This is a genomic window from Eleftheria terrae, from assembly GCF_030419005.1.
Taxonomy (GTDB): Bacteria; Pseudomonadota; Gammaproteobacteria; order Burkholderiales; family Burkholderiaceae_C; genus Caldimonas; species Caldimonas terrae.
In genome coordinates this window covers 14,818-35,216 of sequence record NZ_CP106950.1, presented here as the reverse complement: position 1 = coordinate 35,216, position 20,399 = coordinate 14,818, and the positions used below count along the sequence as shown (strand labels likewise).

27 protein-coding genes are annotated in these 20,399 nt (G+C 61.9%); 5 read left to right on the top strand and 22 right to left on the bottom strand.

The window, feature by feature from the left end; all coding sequences use genetic code 11:
* Nucleotides 1–6: 6 nt before the first annotated feature.
* The 3 genes from N7L95_RS00220 to N7L95_RS00210 all read right to left on the bottom strand — a co-directional run bounded on the left by N7L95_RS00220 (nt 7) and on the right by N7L95_RS00210 (nt 3,321).
* Nucleotides 7–2,595: a VirB4 family type IV secretion system protein gene (locus N7L95_RS00220; RefSeq protein WP_301255423.1), complete on the bottom strand. Its 2,589-nt coding sequence runs from the start codon at nt 2,593–2,595 to the stop codon at nt 7–9.
* Between the two features lie 76 nt (nt 2,596–2,671).
* The gene (locus tag N7L95_RS00215; protein WP_301255422.1) at nt 2,672–3,025 is read right to left on the bottom strand and encodes a hypothetical protein; all 354 of its coding nucleotides are present in this window, start codon (nt 3,023–3,025) and stop codon (nt 2,672–2,674) included.
* Between the two features lie 2 nt (nt 3,026–3,027).
* A complete protein-coding gene (locus N7L95_RS00210; RefSeq protein WP_301255421.1) occupies nt 3,028–3,321 on the bottom strand; it encodes a hypothetical protein in 294 nt (97 codons plus the stop codon).
* A gap of 216 nt (nt 3,322–3,537) precedes the next feature.
* Between N7L95_RS00210 and N7L95_RS00205 the strand changes: the two genes are divergently transcribed.
* The gene (locus N7L95_RS00205; RefSeq protein WP_301255420.1) at nt 3,538–3,789 is read left to right on the top strand and encodes a hypothetical protein; all 252 of its coding nucleotides are present in this window, start codon (nt 3,538–3,540) and stop codon (nt 3,787–3,789) included.
* 131 nt (nt 3,790–3,920) lie between these two features.
* Here N7L95_RS00205 and N7L95_RS00200 read toward each other — a convergent pair whose 3' ends face one another.
* The 4 genes from N7L95_RS00200 to N7L95_RS00185 form a co-directional block, all read right to left on the bottom strand.
* Nucleotides 3,921–4,625, bottom strand: a complete 705-nt coding sequence (locus N7L95_RS00200; protein ID WP_301255419.1) for a SprT-like domain-containing protein — start codon at nt 4,623–4,625, stop codon at nt 3,921–3,923.
* A gap of 139 nt (nt 4,626–4,764) precedes the next feature.
* Nucleotides 4,765–5,025 (bottom strand): hypothetical protein, encoded by a 261-nt coding sequence (locus N7L95_RS00195; protein WP_301255418.1) that lies wholly within the window; start codon nt 5,023–5,025, stop codon nt 4,765–4,767.
* Between the two features lie 56 nt (nt 5,026–5,081).
* The gene (locus tag N7L95_RS00190) at nt 5,082–6,191 is read right to left on the bottom strand and encodes a TadA family conjugal transfer-associated ATPase (protein WP_301255417.1); all 1,110 of its coding nucleotides are present in this window, start codon (nt 6,189–6,191) and stop codon (nt 5,082–5,084) included.
* Nucleotides 6,184–7,056, bottom strand: a complete 873-nt coding sequence (locus tag N7L95_RS00185; RefSeq protein ID WP_301255416.1) for a hypothetical protein — start codon at nt 7,054–7,056, stop codon at nt 6,184–6,186. Before N7L95_RS00185 ends, N7L95_RS00190 begins: the two co-directional genes overlap by 8 nt.
* A gap of 1,063 nt (nt 7,057–8,119) precedes the next feature.
* On the opposite strand from N7L95_RS00185, the gene N7L95_RS00180 reads away from it, so the two are divergent.
* The 4 genes from N7L95_RS00180 to N7L95_RS00165 all read left to right on the top strand — a co-directional run bounded on the left by N7L95_RS00180 (nt 8,120) and on the right by N7L95_RS00165 (nt 11,131).
* Nucleotides 8,120–9,940 (top strand): type IV secretory system conjugative DNA transfer family protein, encoded by a 1,821-nt coding sequence (locus N7L95_RS00180; protein WP_301255489.1) that lies wholly within the window; start codon nt 8,120–8,122, stop codon nt 9,938–9,940.
* 122 nt (nt 9,941–10,062) lie between these two features.
* Complete coding sequence (locus tag N7L95_RS00175; RefSeq protein WP_301255488.1) at nt 10,063–10,470, top strand: hypothetical protein; 408 nt, start codon at nt 10,063–10,065, stop codon at nt 10,468–10,470.
* Nucleotides 10,467–10,685, top strand: a complete 219-nt coding sequence (locus tag N7L95_RS00170) for a hypothetical protein (protein WP_301255487.1) — start codon at nt 10,467–10,469, stop codon at nt 10,683–10,685. The genes N7L95_RS00175 and N7L95_RS00170 overlap by 4 nt, the downstream gene beginning before the upstream one ends.
* A 14-nt stretch (nt 10,686–10,699) precedes the next feature.
* Entirely contained in the window at nt 10,700–11,131 is a 432-nt protein-coding gene (locus N7L95_RS00165) for a hypothetical protein (protein ID WP_301255486.1), read from the top strand.
* Nucleotides 11,132–11,479: 348 nt separating this feature from the next.
* Here the strand turns inward: N7L95_RS00165 and N7L95_RS00160 are convergent, their stop codons facing one another.
* The 15 genes from N7L95_RS00160 to N7L95_RS00090 form a co-directional block, all read right to left on the bottom strand.
* Nucleotides 11,480–11,947, bottom strand: coding sequence for a hypothetical protein (locus tag N7L95_RS00160; RefSeq protein ID WP_301255485.1), 468 nt, complete (start codon nt 11,945–11,947; stop codon nt 11,480–11,482).
* A gap of 12 nt (nt 11,948–11,959) precedes the next feature.
* Nucleotides 11,960–12,088 carry a hypothetical protein gene (locus tag N7L95_RS00155; protein WP_301255484.1) on the bottom strand — a complete coding sequence of 43 codons (129 nt, stop codon included), beginning with the start codon at nt 12,086–12,088 and terminating at the stop codon, nt 11,960–11,962.
* Nucleotides 12,089–12,174: 86 nt separating this feature from the next.
* Entirely contained in the window at nt 12,175–13,008 is an 834-nt protein-coding gene (locus N7L95_RS00150) for a DUF932 domain-containing protein (RefSeq protein ID WP_301255483.1), read from the bottom strand.
* 1,037 nt (nt 13,009–14,045) lie between these two features.
* The gene (locus N7L95_RS00145) at nt 14,046–14,339 is read right to left on the bottom strand and encodes a hypothetical protein (RefSeq protein WP_301255482.1); all 294 of its coding nucleotides are present in this window, start codon (nt 14,337–14,339) and stop codon (nt 14,046–14,048) included.
* A gap of 281 nt (nt 14,340–14,620) precedes the next feature.
* Nucleotides 14,621–14,845 (bottom strand): hypothetical protein, encoded by a 225-nt coding sequence (locus tag N7L95_RS00140; RefSeq protein WP_301255481.1) that lies wholly within the window; start codon nt 14,843–14,845, stop codon nt 14,621–14,623.
* A gap of 229 nt (nt 14,846–15,074) precedes the next feature.
* Nucleotides 15,075–15,407, bottom strand: a complete 333-nt coding sequence (locus tag N7L95_RS00135; protein ID WP_301255480.1) for a hypothetical protein — start codon at nt 15,405–15,407, stop codon at nt 15,075–15,077.
* Between the two features lie 110 nt (nt 15,408–15,517).
* On the bottom strand, nt 15,518–16,048 hold the full coding sequence (locus N7L95_RS00130; RefSeq protein WP_301255479.1) for a hypothetical protein: 531 nt from the start codon (nt 16,046–16,048) through the stop codon (nt 15,518–15,520).
* 19 nt (nt 16,049–16,067) lie between these two features.
* The gene (locus tag N7L95_RS00125; RefSeq protein WP_301255478.1) at nt 16,068–16,364 is read right to left on the bottom strand and encodes a hypothetical protein; all 297 of its coding nucleotides are present in this window, start codon (nt 16,362–16,364) and stop codon (nt 16,068–16,070) included.
* Between the two features lie 30 nt (nt 16,365–16,394).
* Nucleotides 16,395–16,730 carry a hypothetical protein gene (locus tag N7L95_RS00120; protein WP_301255477.1) on the bottom strand — a complete coding sequence of 112 codons (336 nt, stop codon included), beginning with the start codon at nt 16,728–16,730 and terminating at the stop codon, nt 16,395–16,397.
* Between the two features lie 166 nt (nt 16,731–16,896).
* Nucleotides 16,897–17,592: a GIN domain-containing protein gene (locus N7L95_RS00115; RefSeq protein WP_301255476.1), complete on the bottom strand. Its 696-nt coding sequence runs from the start codon at nt 17,590–17,592 to the stop codon at nt 16,897–16,899.
* Nucleotides 17,593–17,663: 71 nt separating this feature from the next.
* Complete coding sequence (locus N7L95_RS00110) at nt 17,664–18,008, bottom strand: hypothetical protein (protein WP_301255475.1); 345 nt, start codon at nt 18,006–18,008, stop codon at nt 17,664–17,666.
* A 137-nt stretch (nt 18,009–18,145) separates the two neighbouring features.
* Nucleotides 18,146–18,613 (bottom strand): hypothetical protein, encoded by a 468-nt coding sequence (locus tag N7L95_RS00105; RefSeq protein WP_301255474.1) that lies wholly within the window; start codon nt 18,611–18,613, stop codon nt 18,146–18,148.
* A gap of 124 nt (nt 18,614–18,737) precedes the next feature.
* On the bottom strand, nt 18,738–19,316 hold the full coding sequence (locus N7L95_RS00100) for a hypothetical protein (RefSeq protein ID WP_301255473.1): 579 nt from the start codon (nt 19,314–19,316) through the stop codon (nt 18,738–18,740).
* Between the two features lie 83 nt (nt 19,317–19,399).
* The gene (locus tag N7L95_RS00095; protein ID WP_301255472.1) at nt 19,400–19,567 is read right to left on the bottom strand and encodes a hypothetical protein; all 168 of its coding nucleotides are present in this window, start codon (nt 19,565–19,567) and stop codon (nt 19,400–19,402) included.
* Between the two features lie 298 nt (nt 19,568–19,865).
* Nucleotides 19,866–20,294, bottom strand: a complete 429-nt coding sequence (locus tag N7L95_RS00090; RefSeq protein ID WP_301255471.1) for a hypothetical protein — start codon at nt 20,292–20,294, stop codon at nt 19,866–19,868.
* Between the last annotated feature and the right edge of the window lie 105 nt (nt 20,295–20,399).

Here is a 20,399-nt window from a genome sequence, read left to right as displayed (position 1 = left end):
CGAAGATCAAGCCGCCTTGCGCAGGTCCGCCGGCGGGGGTAGCACAGGTTCTCGTCCGTGGATCAGGTGTTCAACAGCGAGCCGCAGGCCTTCCTGCCAGCCGTAAGCCTTGACGTACTTGTCGCGGATAGAAGCCTCGTAGGGGGACGACGAGTTGATGACCTTCTGCTCGTCCTCGACGTCGAGCACAACGATCTTGCTCACATCAAGTTCCGGCTGCCAGATAAACGCCTCCCGCTTGGGCACGAGTTCGCGGATGGCCTTGCATTGACCTGCGGACAACCCGAAGGTGCGCTGGTACAGCTGCTCATCCATCTTCGCGTCCGCCATGAACCAGAAGGTGGTACACGCGGAACGGATGGCCGGCCAGTGTTTGAGGGTTGCGAACTCCTGCGGGGACTGACTCCACATCTGCACTGAGGCGTACCACTTACCCCACGTTCTGATGTTGTTCACCACCTCGTCAGCGAAGTAGTCAATCGCCAATGGAACGTGCGCTTCGTCGATGTCCACCTGCTTGGGCAAGTGCCGGCGGCTCGGGTCCTCGAACGAGGTTCGGATGCGGTACAGCATTTCCATCAACACGGGGTTGATGGCGCGCTTGTCGTTGCGTAACGCTTGCAAGTTGAAGATGCCGATCGACGCATCCAGCGTTCCGATGGCGTCTTCGTCCGCATCAAACAGGTGGGCGTACCGTCCGTTTACTGCTGAGAGATCATTCGGACGGGCACGCACCCACCGCGCGAACTTGCGGCGCAGCGGCGCCGGCAGCAAGGCGACCAGGTGCGAGAGGGTCTTGTCCCCTTTCCTGGACAGGATGGTTTCGAGTGCCTCGTCGAGCTGGTCTTGCTCGGTCGGCGTCAGGCTTTGATCGTCTCTTGCATCATTGGCTTTGAGCATCTCCAAGAGCAGCGCCGTAGCGTGCGCCTTGAACCGGTCATCGCCGGGGCCCTTGTAGGACGCGAAGAAGTTGTATCCGTGGCCCGCCTCATTGCTCACCCGGAAGATGCCCTTGCCGTCGTTGAGCGCATGCGCCAGTGGCTCCGACCCGGGATCGACGTCGACTGCCCGATACAGTCCGCCGTACTTCAGGCTATGCGCAGCTGTGGTGTTCTTGGTGAACGTCTTGCCGGTCCGGATGGGCCCGATTCCGATGACCATGGCGCGCCCGCCGATCCATGGAGAGTAGTGAAACGGTGTGCCGTCTTTCGAGGTAAGAACATACAGCGCCTCCTCCCCGCGCAGGTCCTTGACCACGGGCTGCCCGATGTGCGCTCGGTACACCAGGGAGGCCGCGCCGAACTGCTCGCTCGTCAGGTTCAAGGTGCGATTGCTCTCGATGCGTTGGCCTGGCTGCAAGGCCTTGAACGCACGGTCGATGCTGACCGTTTCCCAGATCAGGTTGACCCGTGCATTGCTGCAGGCCGTCTGCAAGGCAAGAGCCGTTGCGCGGATGGGTCCTGGCTTGTCGCCGAATGCAATCACGTAGCCGTCTCCGGTTCCCCACAGAACCGGCAGACCTTCAGCCGCTCCCAGCTCCTCCATCATCTTCTTGAGGCTGGGCTTCATGGTGGCCTGTTTCTCCAAGACGCTCCGATCCTCACCCCCCTTGAGCATGTCAAAGAAGTTGATGCTTGCGCGTTCAAGCGCGAGGTTCTTGCGCTGGAACATCCACCAGCGTTGTGCCTCCGTTAGAGGCTTCCAGCGCGTCATCAAAACGTAGTTCCCAGAGAGCTTGGCCGGCGCGTTGTCATGCGCGGCCCAGAGCCCCGGTTGCACCTTGCCGCCCGGATTGATGAACCGACGGACGGAAGCGATACGGGCGTAGCGTTTGACAGGCCCCGGCAGCTTCAGGACGTCCATTCCGTCAAGATCCACAGCCTCGATGTCGCCGGCGGACATGCAGATATCCAGGTCCTCCGGCGCGACGCCTTCCGCGACGCCTTCTTGCAACGCGCGTGGGTTGAGCGAAGCCAAGAATCGCATGTGCGCCCATGTTTCCTCCTGCGACATGCGCCACGCGTTGAACAAGGCGGACCAGCGCTCTGTCACCTGTGCCAACGCGTCGTTGAGGATGGACGCCATCCGCTCCAACGCTTCTAGTTCGAGCAGGAACGCGCGGTTGTGCGACAGCTGATTGAGCACGATCGCCCTGCTTCGCTTGTCGAAGGTTGCAGAGCCGATGTGGCGGAACAGGTCCTGGAGCTTGAGCTTGTTGAGATTCTCCTCAGGCTCGATCTCTAGGTAGTGGACCAATCTTGCGCCGCTCAGGCGCTGCTGGTTGAGGTGAGCCTCTCGGCGTTTGGAGAGCACCTGAAAGCGCTCATCCGGTCGATCCCGCAGGGCGACTTTGACGCCATCGTAGTGGGCGTAGTACTGCGTGATCACGATGTTCCGGTTCAGCTTCCCATAGATCGCATGCGCGATACCGGTCATCATGCGGTGATCGACATCGATCAGCCCGTCTGCGTCCTGACCGTTCAGCTCAATGGCAGCCATGAGCGATCCGTGCTTGGTCAGGAACATGTCCTTCCCATAGGGCTCGACCACTGCGAAGAAATCGGCCGTCGACCCGACCTTCTTGTCCTTCTTCATTCACGCTCCCTGATAGAAAAAACCGAGGTCTTTAGCGCGCTAAAGCCTCGGTTGTTGACTCCACGGCGTCGCTTGATCAGGTGGACGTACCGCTCCTAAGCGAAGCGATCCAGGCGCCCACGTTGAGGACCACGATGCCCCCAACGGCGATGCGCAGCGTGGGACCGACGATGCCTTCCTTGGGAGCGAACATCCAGGTGCAATACGCAATGAGCAGCGAGATGATCACGGCGGCCAGTCCGAATGGGCCGTCCATGAAATCGACCAGCATCTGCAACCACTCGGTGATCATTCCGAACGGCCCAGTGCCGGCTGATCCGATGCTCTCGCCCGCCATGGCGTCGGTGGCAAGAGCCAGCACTGCAGCTCCAGGTGCCAGCTGCGGCCCGAGTTTGCTGGCCCGAGATTTCATGGTCTGAAGGATACCCATCACTACTCCCTTTCAAGGTAGACAACCCGACGGCGCCTCGCCGACGCGCCGGACCAATGGGACGGTCGCTGCAAGGCGCTCGTCCAACCATCTGCGCCCTTGGGATCGTCTTTGTGAATCCCGTACATGGCGCTGAAATACACGAATGCGAACAGCAGTCCAATCCACGGAACGCTCTTGAACAGGAATGCGACCGCGACCGAAGCGACGATGCCGCCCCAGAAGAACTTGGACGGCAAGCCGGCGGTGAGATCCTCATCGTTGAGGACCTTGGCGTCTTGGAGAGCAACATCCACGTCACTCCCTGGAGCCTGGTTTCCCTCTGACATAAGTGCCCCCTGTGACTGCGTCAAAACACCGTCCTTTGTCACTATCATTGAACTCTGCCTACACCTTATCACGACAAATGCATGGACAGATGTAATGAAAGATATCCATACTGACGCCAGGACTTTGCGCCATGTCTGCGCGCCCAGGGGATGGCCAACGGCAGGCGCAAGCTAAGGGGAGTTATGGAAAAAAAACCAAAGCGATCAGTCAAATCGTGGTCGACGAGAGAGCAGATCGCTGCCGATCTGGACGAGATCGCGCGGGAGCTTGAGGAGCAGTACGGCTACACCGTGGACCGGTCGAAGATCCTCAATGCGTTCTGCAACATGCTGTTCAAGGCACGCCGCAATCTGAAGAAGACGGGCGTGTCGGTGGTCAACGAAGAAACCTTGGAGGAGGCTCTTTACAAGGCAATCCGCAACGAGCGCGGATAGACGGACGGCGCCTGTTCCTAGCAGGCCGCCTCGTTCGTGTGTCATATCCCCTCAATTTGTAGTGTGATTTATTTAACACCACTACGGGCGTGGGCGCTAGTCCCACCCCCTTTTTAGGGGGCTGTCAATTCTTACAGGTCACGCGCGAAGGAACGGTCCGCTCGCTGAAGATCAAGACGGCACTTTCCGCACATAAGCTGAATGTCCGGCTTACCCCAGGCGTTGAGGCCGCAATCGGGACAGGTGTACTTGACCCGATTGCTACGATCCTTGGGCGGCTTTGCCTCCTCATCGTCGCCATGCGCGGCCACCGCGACGGCATCGCGCCACGACACCGCAAAACCCTCGGCAAGCAGACGCTTCGTCGCTTGCTCGAACCGCCCACCCGTGATCACGTAATCGGCCATCTTGTCACCTACCTCCTTGCCGCCGGGCGCGCCGGTGGAACTTGGGTACAAGCCGATCGCCTTCATCATGTCGGCCCACTCGCGGTTGTGATACCCCGCTCGGCTGGGCCGTCCGAAGTGCTTTTGCTGCGCGTGGGTCATCTCGTGCACCAAGGTCTGCAGGACCTCGACCAGGTCGACGCGAGCGAAATGCATCGGGTTCATCGCTAGCTCGTCTGAGAGCAGCCCATCTCGGTGGGCAAACCGGTCAGGCGCGAAGTAGCCCATCGTGCGCTTGCCCTTGCGCTGCAGCGTGATAAGGCAGTCGGGCAAGCGTCCATCGAACAGCTCGCGGTTGTAGAACCGATAGGCCCGCTCCAGCTCGTCGTAGGCTTGGCTGGTCGGCGTGACTGTGCCCTCCTGCCCTGCTACTCCGGTCCCGTGTGCCATGGCGCATCTCTCCTGTCCTGATTTGCGCAACCATACCGAACGCGCTTCACGTCGGATGTGCTTGATCTGGATTGTGCAATCCAGTGCCTCGACCGAGCAACTGCATGACGTGGGCCGAGCTACGCCGGCCCCCGTCAGCTCAACCCAGGCGGGCGGCGTTGCGCTGCTCCTCATCGAGCTGGGACACGTGCAGGTACCGCCCGCCGATTGGCGGCGGTGCGACGAGGCAGGACACGTTAGCGCTCGTGGTCGCACTTGATGCGGAAACGAGGCCCACAGCCTCCCCTTCCTCGGTCAAGGCCCAGGCAGCGATCCTGAACACGATGCACTCATCCCGTGTTCCTTTCGCCGCGTAGAACCAGTCCGAACACGGGCTCAAACTCGAAAATCTTTCGCTCATTGGCGCTCCTATGACAAACCTTTCGCTGACGCAACACGATCCCGCTGCCGCTACTGTCACCCTTCCACGAAGAACGACTGGGGGTCGATCCCGTACTTGGCCGCCTTCCGAAAAATGAGGGGCTCACCATCGAACACCCGGACATGTCGAGCCGCCCGGTAATCCCACTCGAACAGCCGCCTCAGCTCCCCACGCTCGTCCATTTCGGACAGCTGCACCACACGCTGCCCGTGCAGGGGCGTGCGCTCGACATAGATGACGACTTGGACGCATTCTCGGATGTCGGCCCGGACCACCTCATATGGGATGCGCGTATCGTTGGACAACAGCATGGTCTCGAAGCGACGCAGCACACCGTGGTCTCCGGTTGCATGCAGAGTCGACAGTGTGCCCTCAAGACCCACGTTGAGCGCAACTTGAAGCGCTGTGGCGGTCGAGGGCTCGCGGATTTCACCGATGATCGCCCGGTCCGCTTCCTGCCTCAGCAAGTTGACCAGCAAGTGCTGCAACGTGATGGAAGGCGCGTCTCGCGCAGCTCGCTTCGCTGCCTCCCCAGAGACAACGTTGGGTCGGTCAATGTTCAGCTCCGCGGTGTCTTCCAACACCGCGATGCGCTCCTCCTTCGGGACGAGGTTGCCCAGCGCATTCAGTAGCGTTGTCTTCCCGCTTCCACTCGCCCCGCCAATCAGCGAGGTTGCGCGCATTGCAACTGCCGCTTTCAGGAACGCCAGCATCTCGGCTGAAAACATGCCCTTGCGCAGGAGATCTTCAACGCTGTAGCGCACCTTGGGAAACAGCCGGATCGTCATGTTCGCACCGAGCGGCGCTACCGGGTACAGCACAGCGTTGACGCGCGAACCGTCGGGCATGCGAGCGTCGATGATCGGCTGCATGGTTGCGTCGGCATCCTGCCCCAACGAGCGCGCTACCTGCTTGATGAAATTCACCAACATCCGCTCGCTCTCGAAGCGAGCGTCCGTCCGCACAAACTTGCCTTCCTGGCGGACAAAGATCGTGTCAAATCGATTGATGCAGATCGAGGTGTTCCGAGGGTCCTTGAAGAAGGGCAGAACAGGCGCCCCGAACTCCAACAGGAGGTCCATGTCAGGGTTGAACATTGGCAGCCCCCCCGCAGGGACATGGATCTCGCTCCACGGGTCAGTCATGCGGCAAATCCTCCACTGTGAATGTCACGGCCTCTTTGAGGCCCTTTAACGAGTCAGGACGGAACATCTCCCTGTCCCGGTCGTATCGCCTAGTCTTCTCGTTCCACCGGTAGACCGGCCACAACTCCTCCTCGAATGCTGACCGGTATGAATCCCGCATGACGGGGTCCACAAACACGTACTCGACCTTCGCATAGGCGCCATCCCGGATTGCCCTTGCATGGTCCGTAAACGCAAGGTAGATCTTCGTCCGCGTCTTGTAAGTCAACTCGACTTCTAGCGCGGTCTTGGCTTCTCCGGACATAAGCACCGCGTCGGGGATCTTCTTGCCGCGCTCTTTAAGGAGCCGTTCGGGCACCACACGGTCCCACGATGAGCGACGGTTCAGCACCGCGCGCTGTACCGCCAGAGAATGCCGCGCCAGAGACGCAGCAATGCGCCGTTCGTCGACGTGGTAGTACGCCGCTTCTGGTACCCCCTCAAGAGTCGACAGCCCGGCGGGCGTCAGCATGTACACCGGCCGACGCAGTGTCGGAATCTCGATGCGTTTCAGAAGGCCCTTTGATACGAGGCGACTGAAGTAGGTCACGTTGGTGAAATGCTTCAGGCCAAGGAGCTGCATCATCACCGCGGCATTGGAGTAGTGAAAGCGGCAAATCCACAGCAAAACGGCACGCAGTTTTTCCTCGCCCCGACCCCGCGGGTTGTCGGGAAGCCAAGTCAGCTTCTGCTGCCGCCCTACCCCGCCAGCATGTACACCGCCGCCACCAACGGCACCACGATCAACACCCTGACCACCTTGACCGTCCCCCACGCCACTACCGCCAGAACTTTGAGGCCCGTTTTCACCGATTTCATGATCCATTCCTTTACCTTCTAACCGCTACCTGAGGCGCGCAATGTTGCCTCACTGAATCCCCAACACAGGGGGCAAAGACGCTCGCATGAGGAGCGAAGCCGCCCTAGCGGCTGAGCGGGCGCATTGCCGCGGTTCGCCGCGGCAAAGGAGGTGGACTTGCCCGCAGGGCAAGCCCCTCCGGTGCGGTCCCCGGTGCAGCGAATGCTCCGGGGACTTCCGGGCTTCGGCACCAACGAGTGCAGAGCCCCGGAACCCCAAAAAGGCACAGGCAAATCTGGGGCGTACAGCCCCGGATTTGACCCGCAGCCGCCCCAGCGGCGGAGCCCGGCGCATTGCCGCGGCCCACCGCGGCAAAGGAGGAATTCGCCCCCCAGGGCGCATTCCTCCGGTGCGGTTTCCGGGGCACGACAGTGCCACGGAAACTTCCCTGGTTCGTGCGCCCCAAGCGCACAACCAGGGAACCAAAGACCGAACCCCGCGCGCCCACGCGCGGGGTAGGGAGTGGTCCGCCGCCCACGGCGGACCCGACCGGTCGGTCGGCACCGTCAGACGGGCGCCAGCGCCCCGGCTGACCCCCCGCGTTTGGTCGCCCGTCCAGGGCGAGGCGAAGCCCAAGAAGATGACGCCTTGCGAGCCGGGCGCAGCCCGGTGAAGCGAGGCGGCAGCTTCGCAGCCGCGAACGCGGGGGGTCAGCCGGGGCGCGGAACGCGACACGGCCTGACGGTGCCGGGGTGAATCGCTGAGGCGGCTCGGGCGTCCAGCCGAGCCGACCAGCGAGAGGGCTTCAGCCCTCCAAGCCGCTCGCCCTAGCGAGGCGGCGCGGGGTGAATGTCTTGTGGGGCAAGGCGTCCAGCCTGCACCACAAGACAGAGGGCGGCCCCTCAAGGGCAGGGCCGGCCCTAGCCGGCACGCCCGCCCGACGCTGGCCGCGACAGCGGTCGACGTCGCCGTTTTCCATCGTTCCATTTGTCTACTCATTCATCTAGTGTTTTGCCTATACTACACGACGTCGCCGTAGATGGAACAATCGATAGACGTGCTTTGGCGCGCCAAAGGGAGCAATGCCACAATGTTGGAAAAACTTAAGACGGGTCTGTCGCTCGCGCTGCATGCGGTCACCACCTGGGCGGACCCCTGGTGGTGGGTGTGCATTTCGGCGTTGATATTTGCGCTCTGCCTGGTACATCCAGTGCCGCTGCGACTTCCTGACGTCGAGGTTCACTCGTTCAAAAAACACGTTGCGTTGTGGACGCGCTGGGCGGTTGTTGGGCTCAGTGTTGCCCTCGGTTTTGTCATCCCCCTGCTCACCTTTTTTCTGTTTGGCGCGCTCAGTGGAAGGCCGCAACGGGAGGCGGCGGACATGTTCTACAGCTGGGTGGGCGAGATGGCCTCTGCGTACTGGACCGCCCCCCTTGCAGCGCTCCTTGGCGGTGTCCTGATTTCCTTCACGTGGCTACGCTACGCCGACCCGTTTCTTTCCAGCTTTTTTCGTCGCTGGCGCGTGAAGCAAAAGGAGGACGAGCGCTCGGACGTGAAGAGTGAAGCAGGCCTCCTAAAGACCAAAAACTACGATCCGCGCCGCTACTACAAGGCTGGGTCGTACTTCATTGGTCTGGACGAGCACAACCAGCCCCTGTATATCCCGGACGCTCAGATGCATGAGACCATGCATCTCTACCTCGGCCCCACTGGCACGGGCAAGGGCAGCATCTTCGGGGTGGTCATAGACCAAGCGGTCGACAAAGGGGTTTGCGTGTTCTTCGTGGACCCGAAGGAAGACGATTTCGTCCCCTACATCATGTACGCCGCCGCCAAACGCAACGGACGGCCGTTCGTGTATTTGGACCTCAATCCGGAGGGTCAAGGCCACTGGCATCCGTTCAAGGGCGGCTCGCTCCGTGACCGGCGGGCACGTGTGCTCGCCGCATTCAAGCTAGGCGACACCGGCTCCAACGCCGACGTCTACAAGCGTGCCGAGCGGGCCCAACTCGACCGAGCGCTGGAGAAGACCGATGGCAGTGTCAAGCAGATGCTCGACCACGTTCGCGGCGAGGATGGCGATGATGAGAAGCTCTCCAGCCTCCGTGACAGCTTGAGCGAGTGGTCCAGAATTTCCACCTTCACGCCGCCGAAGAAGAACCGCGGGCACTCCGTCGAACAGTCGCTTCGCAACACCGCCGTGGTGTATGTGAGGGGGTCGACGTCTGACAATGTGGTCCGTCTGGCAAGCCGGGTGTACGTCGCAGAAGTGCTTCAGGAAATCAAGCGCCTGAAGGCTGAGAGGACATCCCATGCCATGGTCGTCACCGACGAAATTCGCTTCACCATGGGCAACGAGTTGGTCGATGGCGTTGCCACGATTCGCTCGGCGAAGGCCAACATCATTGCCGCCACGCAGGGCATGAGCGACCTGCAGAACATTGTTGATCAGGACATCGACAAGAAGGCGGCCCAGCAGAGCTTCATGATCAACTGCAAGATCAAACTTCTGTACATGGCGGGTGATACCGAAACCGCCAAGTGGGGAGAGGAAAACAGCGGAACTACGGTGAAACGGCTCGCTGCCATGGAGCGCACCGAGGTCAACCGTTACGGCGGTGAGACTTGGGACGAGGGCCGCACACTGAAGGATGAGGAGGTGCCATACGTCTCCCAGAACCGGCTGCTGATGCTGCCCGAGCGCGTCGGTGTTCTCTACCGTCCAGGGGTCACAGCAACAACGGTTTTCACCGCCTATGTACCCACTGACAAGTCGGTGGAGCGCCCCTGGGAGAAGGCGAAGCCGGCCGAGAAACCTGGCGACCACGACGACAACGACACCGCCCAGGTGGAGGCAACCACCCCGCCGGCGGAGGAAGCGCCACGGGGCATTGATGTGTCCAAACTGTGAGGCGCTGCCAGCGCTGAACTGCAGGTCCTGCGCCAGTTTGCCGCACGAACCGGCTCTGTTCACCTACCTCAGGGCGCGTAGCGGGAGATGGACCATGACACCAAGCGCCTAGGAGAATCTTCATGAACCTGTTCTGGCTCGGTGGCTTTCAACTCGCCCTAGCCACGTGCGTATTGGTCTGGTTTCTCGTGCCTCCACCGCGCGATCGAGTCTTGCACGCGCTGCACTGGACGGTCACGTCTTTCCCGCTGTGGTGGTCCGCCCCGATTGCGGTGCTTGCCCCTCTCGACTTGATTGCCTCTCTTGCAGGCGCGGTACTTCCGCACCCGGATCACCCGGTTCTCCAGGCCCTCGGGAGCATAGAAATTGGCTGGCTCTGGTTCACCTACCCCAAAGCGATCGTTCCCTGGATCGTCGCCATCGGCGCTGTCATCTGTCGGCTAGCTTTGACGGTGGATCGCGTCAGGACTGCCCACTCAACCCCCAGAAGCACGGTATCAATGGCTATTCAGCAAGGACCCGCACGGTGACACTCTCATCTTCCCCTTTGACCTTCGACGACTGGATGGACGCGGTTGAGGCGCAGCTCGCCGTCCGCTTGAATCTGTCGGAGCTTGATGCCAGAGAATTCATCTCGCCACGCACCTGCCAGGCGATTGGAATGTGGAAATCTAGCGTTGCCGTGGCCAAGGCGGTGACACAACTCGCTGCGCTTCCGCCCAGCCGTATGCACTACGACATTTGACTGGAAGGGAAGGCATGGCGGTGGAAGATCAACAAAAAGTCGCACTCACAACGCTCGGGCTGGCCGTCTTTGTGTGGGGGCTGACGGTGTCTACCGGGGCCGATGCGGTGCCCATTCGATTCCTGGGCTGGCTAATCGCAGGCGTCGGCATGCTGGTAGCAACTGTGGCAGTCTTCTGGCCAGGCGAGCGCACCGCGAAGCTGAAACGAGTGCGGGTCTCCTGCGATGGCCTATCTGTACTTGGGGAGGTCAACGCTGGCACGTCGTTGATCTGCGGGAGGTACGCGCGCATGCGCTTTTACACGGTCCACGGGACCTCACTTTGGGGGCCGGGCTCGGACGGTTGGGTGACGGTGTTGGTGAAGAGGGTAGGCGAGGTTTCTGTTCGTCCTGATTGCCGTGCGGCGTATCCCAATTTTGCCGAGCGAGTACGCGCACAACAGTGAGCCCTTCGCCCGGGCCACTGCGGTGGCCCACTCTCGAGACTGCTGTCGCTGCCATCCGGCACTACCTCGGTCGCCCCGATATGCGGCGCAGCGTCACTGACCCTCTCCAACAAGCCGGGAACGCCGGCAGCGACGCCAGCGGCCAAGTCCCTTACGAAAGCTTCGAGCGTGGCGCGCGCGTCATCAATCTGCTCGTCGTCAAATTCGTACAGGGGGTGATAGCGTTCGTCGCCGGTCGGTGCGCTCATCCTGCCCAACCTCGCATGGCACGTGAGTCTTGGCGAGGAATGGCCGCCTGGTGGACAGAGAGGCGCCGGCAGCGCGGGTCAGGCGTTCGCGCAATGGCGGTCATCCCCGGCATCGACGCAGCTCTACGACGACACCCTCCCCCTCATCGCGCGATCCTGCTCTCACGCAGCTGACAGAGCGGCACTCAGCCACCAGGGCGTGAAAGGCTGCCAGGTCCCGCTCGTCTTCGCTGGCGCCGTGAGGCGCAATGAAGTCGACCGTGACAATCTCGCCCTCCGGCGTCACCAGCTGGCACAGATACCGCCGGCCCCTCGCCTGTCGCAGCCATGGCTGCAGCAGATAGCGCCACACGCCAATGCCAGATGTCACCGTGAAGTAGGTGTACTGCACGAGAACAGGTACATACCCGGCGGCGGCCGTTGTCATGCCGAAGCCAAACCAGGCCGCGTTGCTCACCAGGTAGAGCGGAAACCCCCACCCTGAGCGCCTAATCTTCAAGGCGATCAGCAGCGACCCCGCCATGCCGGCGAAGCAGCCGATCCAGCCCAGCACCGTTTCTGCGTTCATGGCAGTTGCCCCTCAATCATGCCGGTGGCGAGAGAAGGCCTCGTAGCGGGACCGCCACAAGGCGGCGACCGCATCGAGGCGGCTGTTGAAGTGCCCCAGCTCTTGCCTATCGCTGTCGCTCTTGTCTTGACTCTTATCCATTGCTGATTCCTTCTGCGCTGCGCGTGGCCGCCCGCTACAGCATCCTGATCGCAAGCCCGACCAACAAGCCGGGCTTGCACCGAGCGTCAGGCCTTGGCCTTCAGACGCGCCATCTCCCGGCCGAGCGTCCACAGCGCCCGGTTGAGCCGCACATCCTGATCGATGCCAGTCACCGGACGGGTGCGTGTCGGGCGGCCGCTGCTGGCCCTGCCTCGCAGGCCTCCTCGGATGAGGCGTTCCTGCACCACATTGAAGGTGGTCCAGAGGTCGTGGCCTCTGTCTTCAGCACGCGCTGGCATGAGGATTTGTTGCGCCGTGACCGGTGCCGGTTTCGTCTCGTCGGGTTCATAGCGGACCTCCAGCGCCGCCGACGCAAATGCAAGCCGCTCCTCCTCATGCAGCTGGACCGACTTCATCACCTCGCGGTCCTCGACAACGCGGGTGAACCCGTCCAACACAACATGAGCACCCTCCACCACCCGGCTGATGACATCCCCCTTGTGAGGAATGCGGACGTCAGCCGCGGTCTGCCCGACCACGAGTCCATTGCTGCAGACAAAGACGAAGACGCCCGCGAGCATCTGGTAGCTGCTGCTGCCGTCATGGCTGTTGAGCAACAGGATCTCGTTCACCTCTCTGCCTTCGATTTGGCTCGGATGCCGAAGGCGCACAAGGTGTTTCGTGTGCTCGCGCTTGCCGGCGTCCCGGGTACGTGATTGGCAGGCCGCGAACGGCTCAAAACCTTCTTGGCGCAGCTTGGCGAGCACCTCGCTGGTCGGGATGTAGCTGTACCGCTCAGAGCGGCTCTCATGCGCCGCAGGCGCATAGATGGAGGGCGCTACGCGGCGGATCTCGTCATCTGTCAGAGGACGGTTCTCGCGGATGCTTTGCGGGTTGCGGAAACTGGATACGAGCTGCATGGACGCTCCTTGACTATTCGTGAATGGGAGTGATTGACCAAGAGAGGGCCGCAGGCCGGGAAAGCGTGCGGAGATCCTCTCGCTCGGACTTCCCTCGCTCGCCCCTGGGGGCGCGGGGTGGGGGATGTGGGATTGGGGCAGCCGAAGAGCGAGCCGGAGTGTTCCGGCCCGCTGCGAAATGAGATCCCCCCACAAGTCCCCCCTCACTGAGGGATGGGGGGCGCTTGTGGGGGGAGTGCAGCGGGCGAGTACCCGGCGAGAGGCTGCGAGGGGCGACGCAGCGATCGCGGCCGGCATGCCAGGGCTGCGGCCTGGCGGGACGGCTGCAGGGCGGAGTCGCCCGGGGGAATCTCGGCGTGGCGTCTCTGCGGCGGGCGTGCCAGGGAGGGACGAGCTGGCGCGGCGGCCGAGCCATGCCGAGCTGGAAGGGGGTGTTGGCCGAGCCTGGAGGCGCTCGGGCTGAAAGCCCGAGGCGGGCGGGGGAGGCGTGTGATGTCGACCAGGTCGACCTGGTCGACGGGAACGGTGGGGAGGTGTGCTGCGGCAGCAGCTGGAGGAGGTGGCCAGCGCCGGCGGCGCTGCCGCTGCGACGCCCGGCAAGGACCAGCTTCAGGGTCTGGCGGCGGAGCTGGCCGAGTCCGGCGCCGGGCTACGGAGTTCAACGCCCGCGGGGCGGGGTTGAAGCCCTGCCGGGCCGGCTCCTACCGGCGCCCCGGGCGCTAGAGCGCCCGGCCACCGGGACAGGACGGCCAGCTGGTCCCGCTTCAACTGGCCAGCGTACAAAGGCTGTGAAACGTCGATGCAGCAGCATGGCTAAGGAGCCGTCACTGCCAACACACGCTTACCCCCTTCGTCGGGCAGCGATCGGAGCGCCTGCGGCGTTCTGGCGCGCCGTGGCGCTATAGACGCGGGCCATGCCTGCCCGGCCACTCACCAACGCCGAGGCGCCGGGCTGGCCACGATATGGGCGCCGCTCACCGCGCCGGCCGCCACCAGGCGTTTCAGCGTTGCGTGGTCGATCATCTCGGTTGCCATGTTCACTTGCCCGTGAACCTTGCCATCAGAGTCCCGCAACCTTCTCGCAGCCGCTCGCCCTCTGGGCGGATCACCCCACCCCCGAAGAGCCCCAAGCCCACGCCCACGCCCATGCCCTCGCGAGGTCTTCCGCACACCACGCCGGCATGAGTGGCAACGACGTTGCCACTTGCCACCGATCGAATTACCCAGTGGTCCCACTGAGTGTGCTCGGCCTGCTCGATGGCGAGAAACAAGCTCGGGCTGTCGGCTGCTATGCCGATCTCTGACAAGGCAGATGGATGGATGGTGTACACGTGTCGCCTCCAAAGTTCGGTTGACAGTTGAGGTAGGAACCCCGTTGGAGTCATCCTGGGGACCACGGACCGGCGCGACCAGGCTGGAATTTTCGGGCGCCTGGCCGGCGGTCTCCGTATCGGACTCATCGCAGGCGCGGCACCTGAAAAGCATCTCGCCCGTGGCTTCCCTATCGGCCTCCTCGGCCTCAATTTGCTCGTCGGTGCACCACTCCGGGATCGGCGCGGGCTCATAGGCACCGCGGGTACCGCAGAAAGGGCAACCCATCGTGCCTCTTTTGTCATACCCCTTGCTCAGGAGCGTCCACATCCCTGCGGTTTTCTGCTTGGTCACGCCGAATCTTGGGGAAGTAAGTCAGCCAGACCATCATCAACACGCACAGAACGCCGAACAGACCTGCCATGGGCCAGTCGTCAGCAATAAGAGCGCGTATCGTTAGCCCCCCGAATGCTGTCCCTAGCAAGAGTCGCGGGATGCAGCTAGACACATCGGTCAACGTCATCATGGCTTTCCTTTCGGTCAATGGGGACGGTCCATCAATAGGGCGCGGCCACGGTTCATTGCGGTTGTTCGCCGGGCAAGCGTTAGCCGTGCGTGCCCTGCGGCTGGTATGGTCGCAGCATGCCCTTGCGAGCCCTACCCCCCTTCGAGGGGGCCTAGCAATCTCGCTAGGAGAACGGTGCCGACACGACGCAGGCAGATCCATAGCAGCTGCACCGTGATGTCGCGCGCCTTCACGCGGACGCCGGGGCGCCACCGATGCGAAACACCGTGGGTTCGATCGGCCCGCCATCGCTGTAGCGGGCGCCCGTGTCGGCAAGCCGATACCGCGGCTCGTACTCGCCATAGACGGGGATCACCTCCACGACGGTCCCCACGTAGGTAGTGCCCATGGACACGCACCGGCCTTCGATGCGCTGGCCAAGCTGGGCCGACCGTTGGTAGAGCCGCCAGGCGTCGGCGGCCACGCCGGTGCGCACCGCCAGCGCCCACCTCCGCCGCTCGGCGTCCGTCATGCCGTTCCACCACTGCATGCCCTGCTCGGCGTCTGCTGCATCCTGGGTCATCTCTGGGTCTCCTGACTGCGCCGTACTCCTTGAGGCGGAGGTGTTTAGCCGCCGAAGCAGGGACTTCATTACTGAATCCGCGTCCGGTCTACATGGATGGCGGTCACTGGCTATAGGGAATCGCCTGTGCCAGACAACCGAACCGCGTCGCGCCAGAGAGCGATCTGCTGTGCAGCCAAATCCTCGATCTCCTGGCGAAATTGCGCTGGATGCTCGCGTGCGTCCCCGGAGCTGTAGGTTACCAACTCCCCATCGATCACCCAGAAGCCAAACGCCGCGGCAAATCGGTGCTGACGCTCGTCGCGTCTGTCGCCCGCAGATGCCCCGCACAACACGTGTTCCCCACCGGGCGCACATCCCACGCGCAGAAGCGTGGTGACTACTGGTACGTGCTGCCCGTTGTACGTGTAATGCGGAGCACCGTCCGGGTGCCAGATACGCATCGAACCTTGCGGGCGAGCCTTGATTAAGGCTTCACGCGTCTCTGCGGACAGTATCGACGCTATGGCGCTGTCGCGGAGCATGCCTTCGTACCACACCATCTTTTGATTGGCGCCAAGAAACGCGCCTACAGCAGTTCCACTCACGATCAACATCGTTGTCCAGCCGAATTTGGCTAAGACCCGCTTCGTATCGACCATACCCCGTTGTCCTTTCCGATCAGTCGTGGCTCAAGTAGGTACGGAGTCGCAGCGACGGAAAGAGCAAATGACCGCCCCCGACCACTAGTCCTATGAGCATCAATGCGCCAAACGAGAGCTGCGCCCAAAAGAACAACGACGAGCTGAGCAACGGGTCCTCAATGATTGTTGGCAACCAGAAGGGCGAAGTAAATACAAAGAGCAGGAACGTCCAGGTAAACATCGCTGCGGTTACGGCCTGCATCCGTCGCTCCTTCGCGACCCGCAACTTCCAAGCCTGGCGCAGATCCTCACTGATGCAGTATGTCTCGTCCATCAATCGTCACCCTTTTTCATGAAAATTGTGTCAATGACCAGGGAAGTGAGAGAGCCCAACAGGGTCCTTACTAGCTTCCTTTCTAATCGCCAGCGCGATTAAATCGTGCTCATCCGCCTGTCGGCAGAAAAAGTGGGGCAGCTCGCCGTGTTTTCCGAAGAGAGGAATCATGTGGCGGCCCCTTTCCTTTTCGTTCTCTGCCGCTTTGGCTTCGCACGCAGCAGAATCCGGAAAGCCTTCTTCGGCCTCCTCGGTGAAGCCATAGTCAAAAAAAGTTGCCCACTTCGAGCGAACCACTAGCACTTGTTCAACTGGTGGCTCGCCCAGAACTGCTCGCGCACGCGCAACCAAGATCTGCAAGTCCAAGTGGAGCGGCTGTGCGCTGCCTTTCGCAGGGAGCGCACCGATGACAGCGAAGAACAACGGCACAAGCGCTCGGGCAGAGGTGCTATGCATGAGTCAGGTTTCCTTTCGAGTCCAAGGTGCAGAGGCGCTTTGTTGTGGGCAACGCAGGGAAATCCGTATAGTCCTTTTACCGAAACCGCACGTTTCCTGAACCGGTCTTAGCCACGTTCCTATGTGGGGGGGAGCCTTCGATTGATACGTCGCCAGAACCAGCGATCGCAACGTCGGCAGAGCGGCCTGCATGAGCTGTGACGCTTCCCGAGCCATTCACGTGAACCGTTGCCGAGTTTGTCTTTAGCTGAGAGAGATACGCCTTGCCAGAGCCATTGACTTCCACGCGAACCGCCTCAACGCTTCCACCAGCCTCGATGGCGCCGGAACCCGCGATCGACATGACCACCGCACCGCCTTTCAGGCCGGTCGCAGTGATGGATGCGTTGCCCGCGGTTTCCAAGAGCTGAAGCGTCGGACCTGAGGCGATGACCTTAATCGGCTCCTTCAGCGTGACGCTGCCCTCCAGTGTCACGTACAGGGTTCCTGAGCGCACCGACGTTTTCACCAGCGGCAGAATGTTGGCCGGTGCTTCAACGACCAACGACCGAGAGGTGCTCGTGGAGTACTTGAACTCGCCCGGGATCGCAACGTGAATCTTGTTGTAGGCCTCGGCGTTGCGTTGTACGGGCGTATTGGGCCCCTTTGCTTCGACCGCGTTCCCTGAACCCACAACCCGCCCATTCACGATGACGACGCTGTTGCTACCTGTAGTAGTGATGGTGGTAGTTCCGTTGGAGGAGTACGTCACCGCTTGAGCTGTGGCGCGCATGGGCACCGCTGCTGCACAACTGGCCGACAGGAGCGAAAGTAGGACTCGAAACATCATCCGGGGCGCCTCTGTCATTCGAGCGCCGACGGCCGCTGCCACGACAAAGGCTGCTCATGCCGAGAGAACACATCAGAGGTCGGCGCACGCAGGCACTGTCGGTCATCAACCAGTGCTCCTTCGCTGTAGACCTGCCCCGCGTGGTAGCAGAACCGTTTGGTGTCTTGAGGAAGCGCCTTTGCGTTCTCCACCTCTTGCCGCCGCTGACGCAGCTGTTTCACGCTGGCATTCAGCTCTTGAACCTGTTGAGCGAGTTGATTGACAGTTGCCTGCAGTTCCTCCACCTGGCGGCTATCAGCGGCATGTACAGAGCCGGCCGCGAGAAGAGTGACCACGAAAGCAAGAGCGAAACGCTTCATTGAAAATTCCTCCTGATTACCGCTGAGATGGCGGCGTTTTGGGTTGGGACGTACCCCACCACCATGCCACCATGCGAATCTCCGAGCAGACCATATGCATCGATGGCAAGGTAGCAAAGCCCCCTCACGGGGGTGCGCTAGGTAAGCAACCAGCGCCGCGCCTGGTCTTCGATCTCCATCGACAGCCGGTTGGCGTCGTCGACACCGGCTTGATCGACGGAATAGGCTGTCATTTGTGCCAGGACAATCTTGGCGGCTCGGGCGGCCGCCGCAGACGCTAGAACCAACTGCGTCGACGTTGGCATCGTCTCAAGGCGGTACCACGGGTAGTCGCGGTACTTCGCGTGTCGATGAGGGTCTCCCGGGTACCACTCATCCAGCGCTTTATCCAGCCGCACCATCCAGCCGACCCGCCACCCCTCGGTGCAAAACCACAGCCCCATGAGGTGCACCTCAACACGGGGATGCCCCCAGGTGTCTTTCACACCGCCGCACCACTTGAACCGGACCGGCTCCTGACGCTCTTGAGTCTCTGGAAACAGCTCTAGCACTTCGACGCCTCGACTCAGGCGGCGACTCTTTTGTTGACTGGCGATCGACAGCATAGGCACATCTTCGCCGGCGGGGTTGCGTTTGTCAACCCCTCCGCATGCCATCCGTTGGGAATTAAACTGCCGTCGAAGCTGTTCTACAGCGTCGATCTGCAGGGCCTCGTCACCGTGTTCGGGCTCAGTTTGATTCCCTTGCGTGCCGTGTGATCGGCGCCGCGAGTGCCGCGAGTTTCAAGATGCGCCGGTCCTCCTCGGAGAGCGGGTCACCGTGATAGATGCGCTCGGCCAAGTCCAGGAGGTCCGACGTGCAGCCGTGCTCGCAGCCGGCTTCCTCGAACCTCTTCAGCAGCTGCGCGTCTTCGTCGTCGATACGCAGCTCAGAGCGCGGGACCGGCATCCCTGCGAGTGATTGGGCGATCCCCTCTTGGACGTGAGGCAGCAGCTTGGCCGCGTCGTTGGTCAGGCCAGTATTTGGCACCGCCAGCTCGATCAGCACGTTCATCGCTTCTCGGAACCACTCGACATCCGTGCCCATGGGCGGAAGGGCATGGACATCCGCCAGGTACCTCACAGCGTGTTCGATCACGTCATCGGACTCGCGCTGGTGTCGAACGAAGTCCTGGTGGTTCTCGGCAATCGTAAAGAATCGATCAGCCAACGTCTCGATCACATCGCTTGATGCGGCACCCGATTGAGACAACACGCGGCGCGCCAGGTACTTGCACGCCTTGTAGAGCGGGGTGTCAGGAGGCTTCATCTCAATGACTCTTTCCGTTATCGATCATCGCTGTTTCAACCGGGCCAGGAGCGAGGCCGTGGCCAGGCGGTACCCAACTCCGCCTAGTCCTGCCAGCGGTCCAGCTGGAACTGAGCCGCCTGCGAGCCTGTCCATCGGCCGCCGAACTGCTGCTTCAACTTGCGGCTCCAGAACACAGCGGTTCTCAGGTTCATGTCACCACGCTTCCAAAGCGTCATCGAGCAGCGCCACAGCCACAGCAAGTCGGTCATCACCGTCGCCTCCGTTCTAGAGCGTCATCGCAAGAGGCACTTCAGCGTTCTCAGGCAGCGGAACACAGTTCGGCGACAAGGCCCTGCCCTCCTCCACACCAGCCCAGAAGGCGTCGGCTGCAGAGGCCCCCTCTGCGTAGGGGCAACGGACGTTGACAGCACCGTCCAGTCGCACCTGCAGGCATACAAGTACCCCCAACCTGTACTCGGCACTACGAGGGCTCCTCGGTTTGCCAAATGTCTCACCGAAGACTTTTTCCGCTTTACTCATTCTCGGTCCCTTTCGAATCTTCACAGGCTACAGCGGCTTGACCAGGTCGCCAGCGGGCGGTGTGCCGTCGAGACACAGCGCTGCGCAGGCGGCTTTCGAAATCGAGAGCTTGCTGCCGTCCGGCGCCAGGGTGAAGTAGCAGGTGTGCCCAGCTACGCGGAACGTCGCTGGCAGACGCGTCGGTTGTTCCGAGATCTTGAACTTGACCTCGATGCGCTGGGCGTGTTTGGGAGCATGGCTGTAGTTGTCCTCCACACCCGCAAAGGTGAGGTCGCCGGCGTACTTGTTCAAACCCGGGCAAATCTTGAGCGCCTTCGGCCAGGCCGTGGCCACCGTTTCCCTGACACCCTTGCTCGCCGCCGGCGGCACTGTCACGGCGGCTGGGTCGGCCGCACGCGCCGCGCCACTTAGGAGCACCATTGCAACAGCGATCACCGCTTGCGCCACGTTTCTCATCAGCTTCTTCCTCGTCGTTCTTTCCGTTGCTTCAACGCGCCAAGTCGCCGCCACGGCGGCGGCTCGACGCCGTGGTCGGTATTGCTCACGCCCACACAGGGGCTG

What these genes read in the sequence shown, in the direction of transcription:
- N7L95_RS00220 (WP_301255423.1), bottom strand. Translation starts at nt 2,595, where the DNA reads ATGAAGAAGGACAAGAAGGTCGGGTCGACGGCCGATTTCTTCGCAGTG.
- N7L95_RS00215 (WP_301255422.1), bottom strand. Translation starts at nt 3,025, where the DNA reads ATGGGTATCCTTCAGACCATGAAATCTCGGGCCAGCAAACTCGGGCCG.
- N7L95_RS00205 (WP_301255420.1), top strand. Translation starts at nt 3,538, where the DNA reads ATGGAAAAAAAACCAAAGCGATCAGTCAAATCGTGGTCGACGAGAGAG.
- N7L95_RS00200 (WP_301255419.1), bottom strand. Translation starts at nt 4,625, where the DNA reads ATGGCACACGGGACCGGAGTAGCAGGGCAGGAGGGCACAGTCACGCCG.
- N7L95_RS00195 (WP_301255418.1), bottom strand. Translation starts at nt 5,025, where the DNA reads ATGAGCGAAAGATTTTCGAGTTTGAGCCCGTGTTCGGACTGGTTCTAC.
- N7L95_RS00190 (WP_301255417.1), bottom strand. Translation starts at nt 6,191, where the DNA reads ATGACTGACCCGTGGAGCGAGATCCATGTCCCTGCGGGGGGGCTGCCA.
- N7L95_RS00185 (WP_301255416.1), bottom strand. Translation starts at nt 7,056, where the DNA reads ATGGATCATGAAATCGGTGAAAACGGGCCTCAAAGTTCTGGCGGTAGT.
- N7L95_RS00180 (WP_301255489.1), top strand. Translation starts at nt 8,120, where the DNA reads ATGTTGGAAAAACTTAAGACGGGTCTGTCGCTCGCGCTGCATGCGGTC.
- N7L95_RS00175 (WP_301255488.1), top strand. Translation starts at nt 10,063, where the DNA reads ATGAACCTGTTCTGGCTCGGTGGCTTTCAACTCGCCCTAGCCACGTGC.
- N7L95_RS00165 (WP_301255486.1), top strand. Translation starts at nt 10,700, where the DNA reads ATGGCGGTGGAAGATCAACAAAAAGTCGCACTCACAACGCTCGGGCTG.
- N7L95_RS00160 (WP_301255485.1), bottom strand. Translation starts at nt 11,947, where the DNA reads ATGAACGCAGAAACGGTGCTGGGCTGGATCGGCTGCTTCGCCGGCATG.
- N7L95_RS00155 (WP_301255484.1), bottom strand. Translation starts at nt 12,088, where the DNA reads ATGGATAAGAGTCAAGACAAGAGCGACAGCGATAGGCAAGAGCTGGGG.
- N7L95_RS00150 (WP_301255483.1), bottom strand. Translation starts at nt 13,008, where the DNA reads ATGCAGCTCGTATCCAGTTTCCGCAACCCGCAAAGCATCCGCGAGAAC.
- N7L95_RS00140 (WP_301255481.1), bottom strand. Translation starts at nt 14,845, where the DNA reads ATGATGACGTTGACCGATGTGTCTAGCTGCATCCCGCGACTCTTGCTA.
- N7L95_RS00135 (WP_301255480.1), bottom strand. Translation starts at nt 15,407, where the DNA reads ATGACCCAGGATGCAGCAGACGCCGAGCAGGGCATGCAGTGGTGGAAC.
- N7L95_RS00130 (WP_301255479.1), bottom strand. Translation starts at nt 16,048, where the DNA reads ATGGTCGATACGAAGCGGGTCTTAGCCAAATTCGGCTGGACAACGATG.
- N7L95_RS00125 (WP_301255478.1), bottom strand. Translation starts at nt 16,364, where the DNA reads ATGGACGAGACATACTGCATCAGTGAGGATCTGCGCCAGGCTTGGAAG.
- N7L95_RS00115 (WP_301255476.1), bottom strand. Translation starts at nt 17,592, where the DNA reads ATGCGCGCCACAGCTCAAGCGGTGACGTACTCCTCCAACGGAACTACC.
- N7L95_RS00110 (WP_301255475.1), bottom strand. Translation starts at nt 18,008, where the DNA reads ATGAAGCGTTTCGCTCTTGCTTTCGTGGTCACTCTTCTCGCGGCCGGC.
- N7L95_RS00105 (WP_301255474.1), bottom strand. Translation starts at nt 18,613, where the DNA reads ATGCTGTCGATCGCCAGTCAACAAAAGAGTCGCCGCCTGAGTCGAGGC.
- N7L95_RS00100 (WP_301255473.1), bottom strand. Translation starts at nt 19,316, where the DNA reads ATGAAGCCTCCTGACACCCCGCTCTACAAGGCGTGCAAGTACCTGGCG.
- N7L95_RS00095 (WP_301255472.1), bottom strand. Translation starts at nt 19,567, where the DNA reads ATGACCGACTTGCTGTGGCTGTGGCGCTGCTCGATGACGCTTTGGAAG.
- N7L95_RS00090 (WP_301255471.1), bottom strand. Translation starts at nt 20,294, where the DNA reads ATGAGAAACGTGGCGCAAGCGGTGATCGCTGTTGCAATGGTGCTCCTA.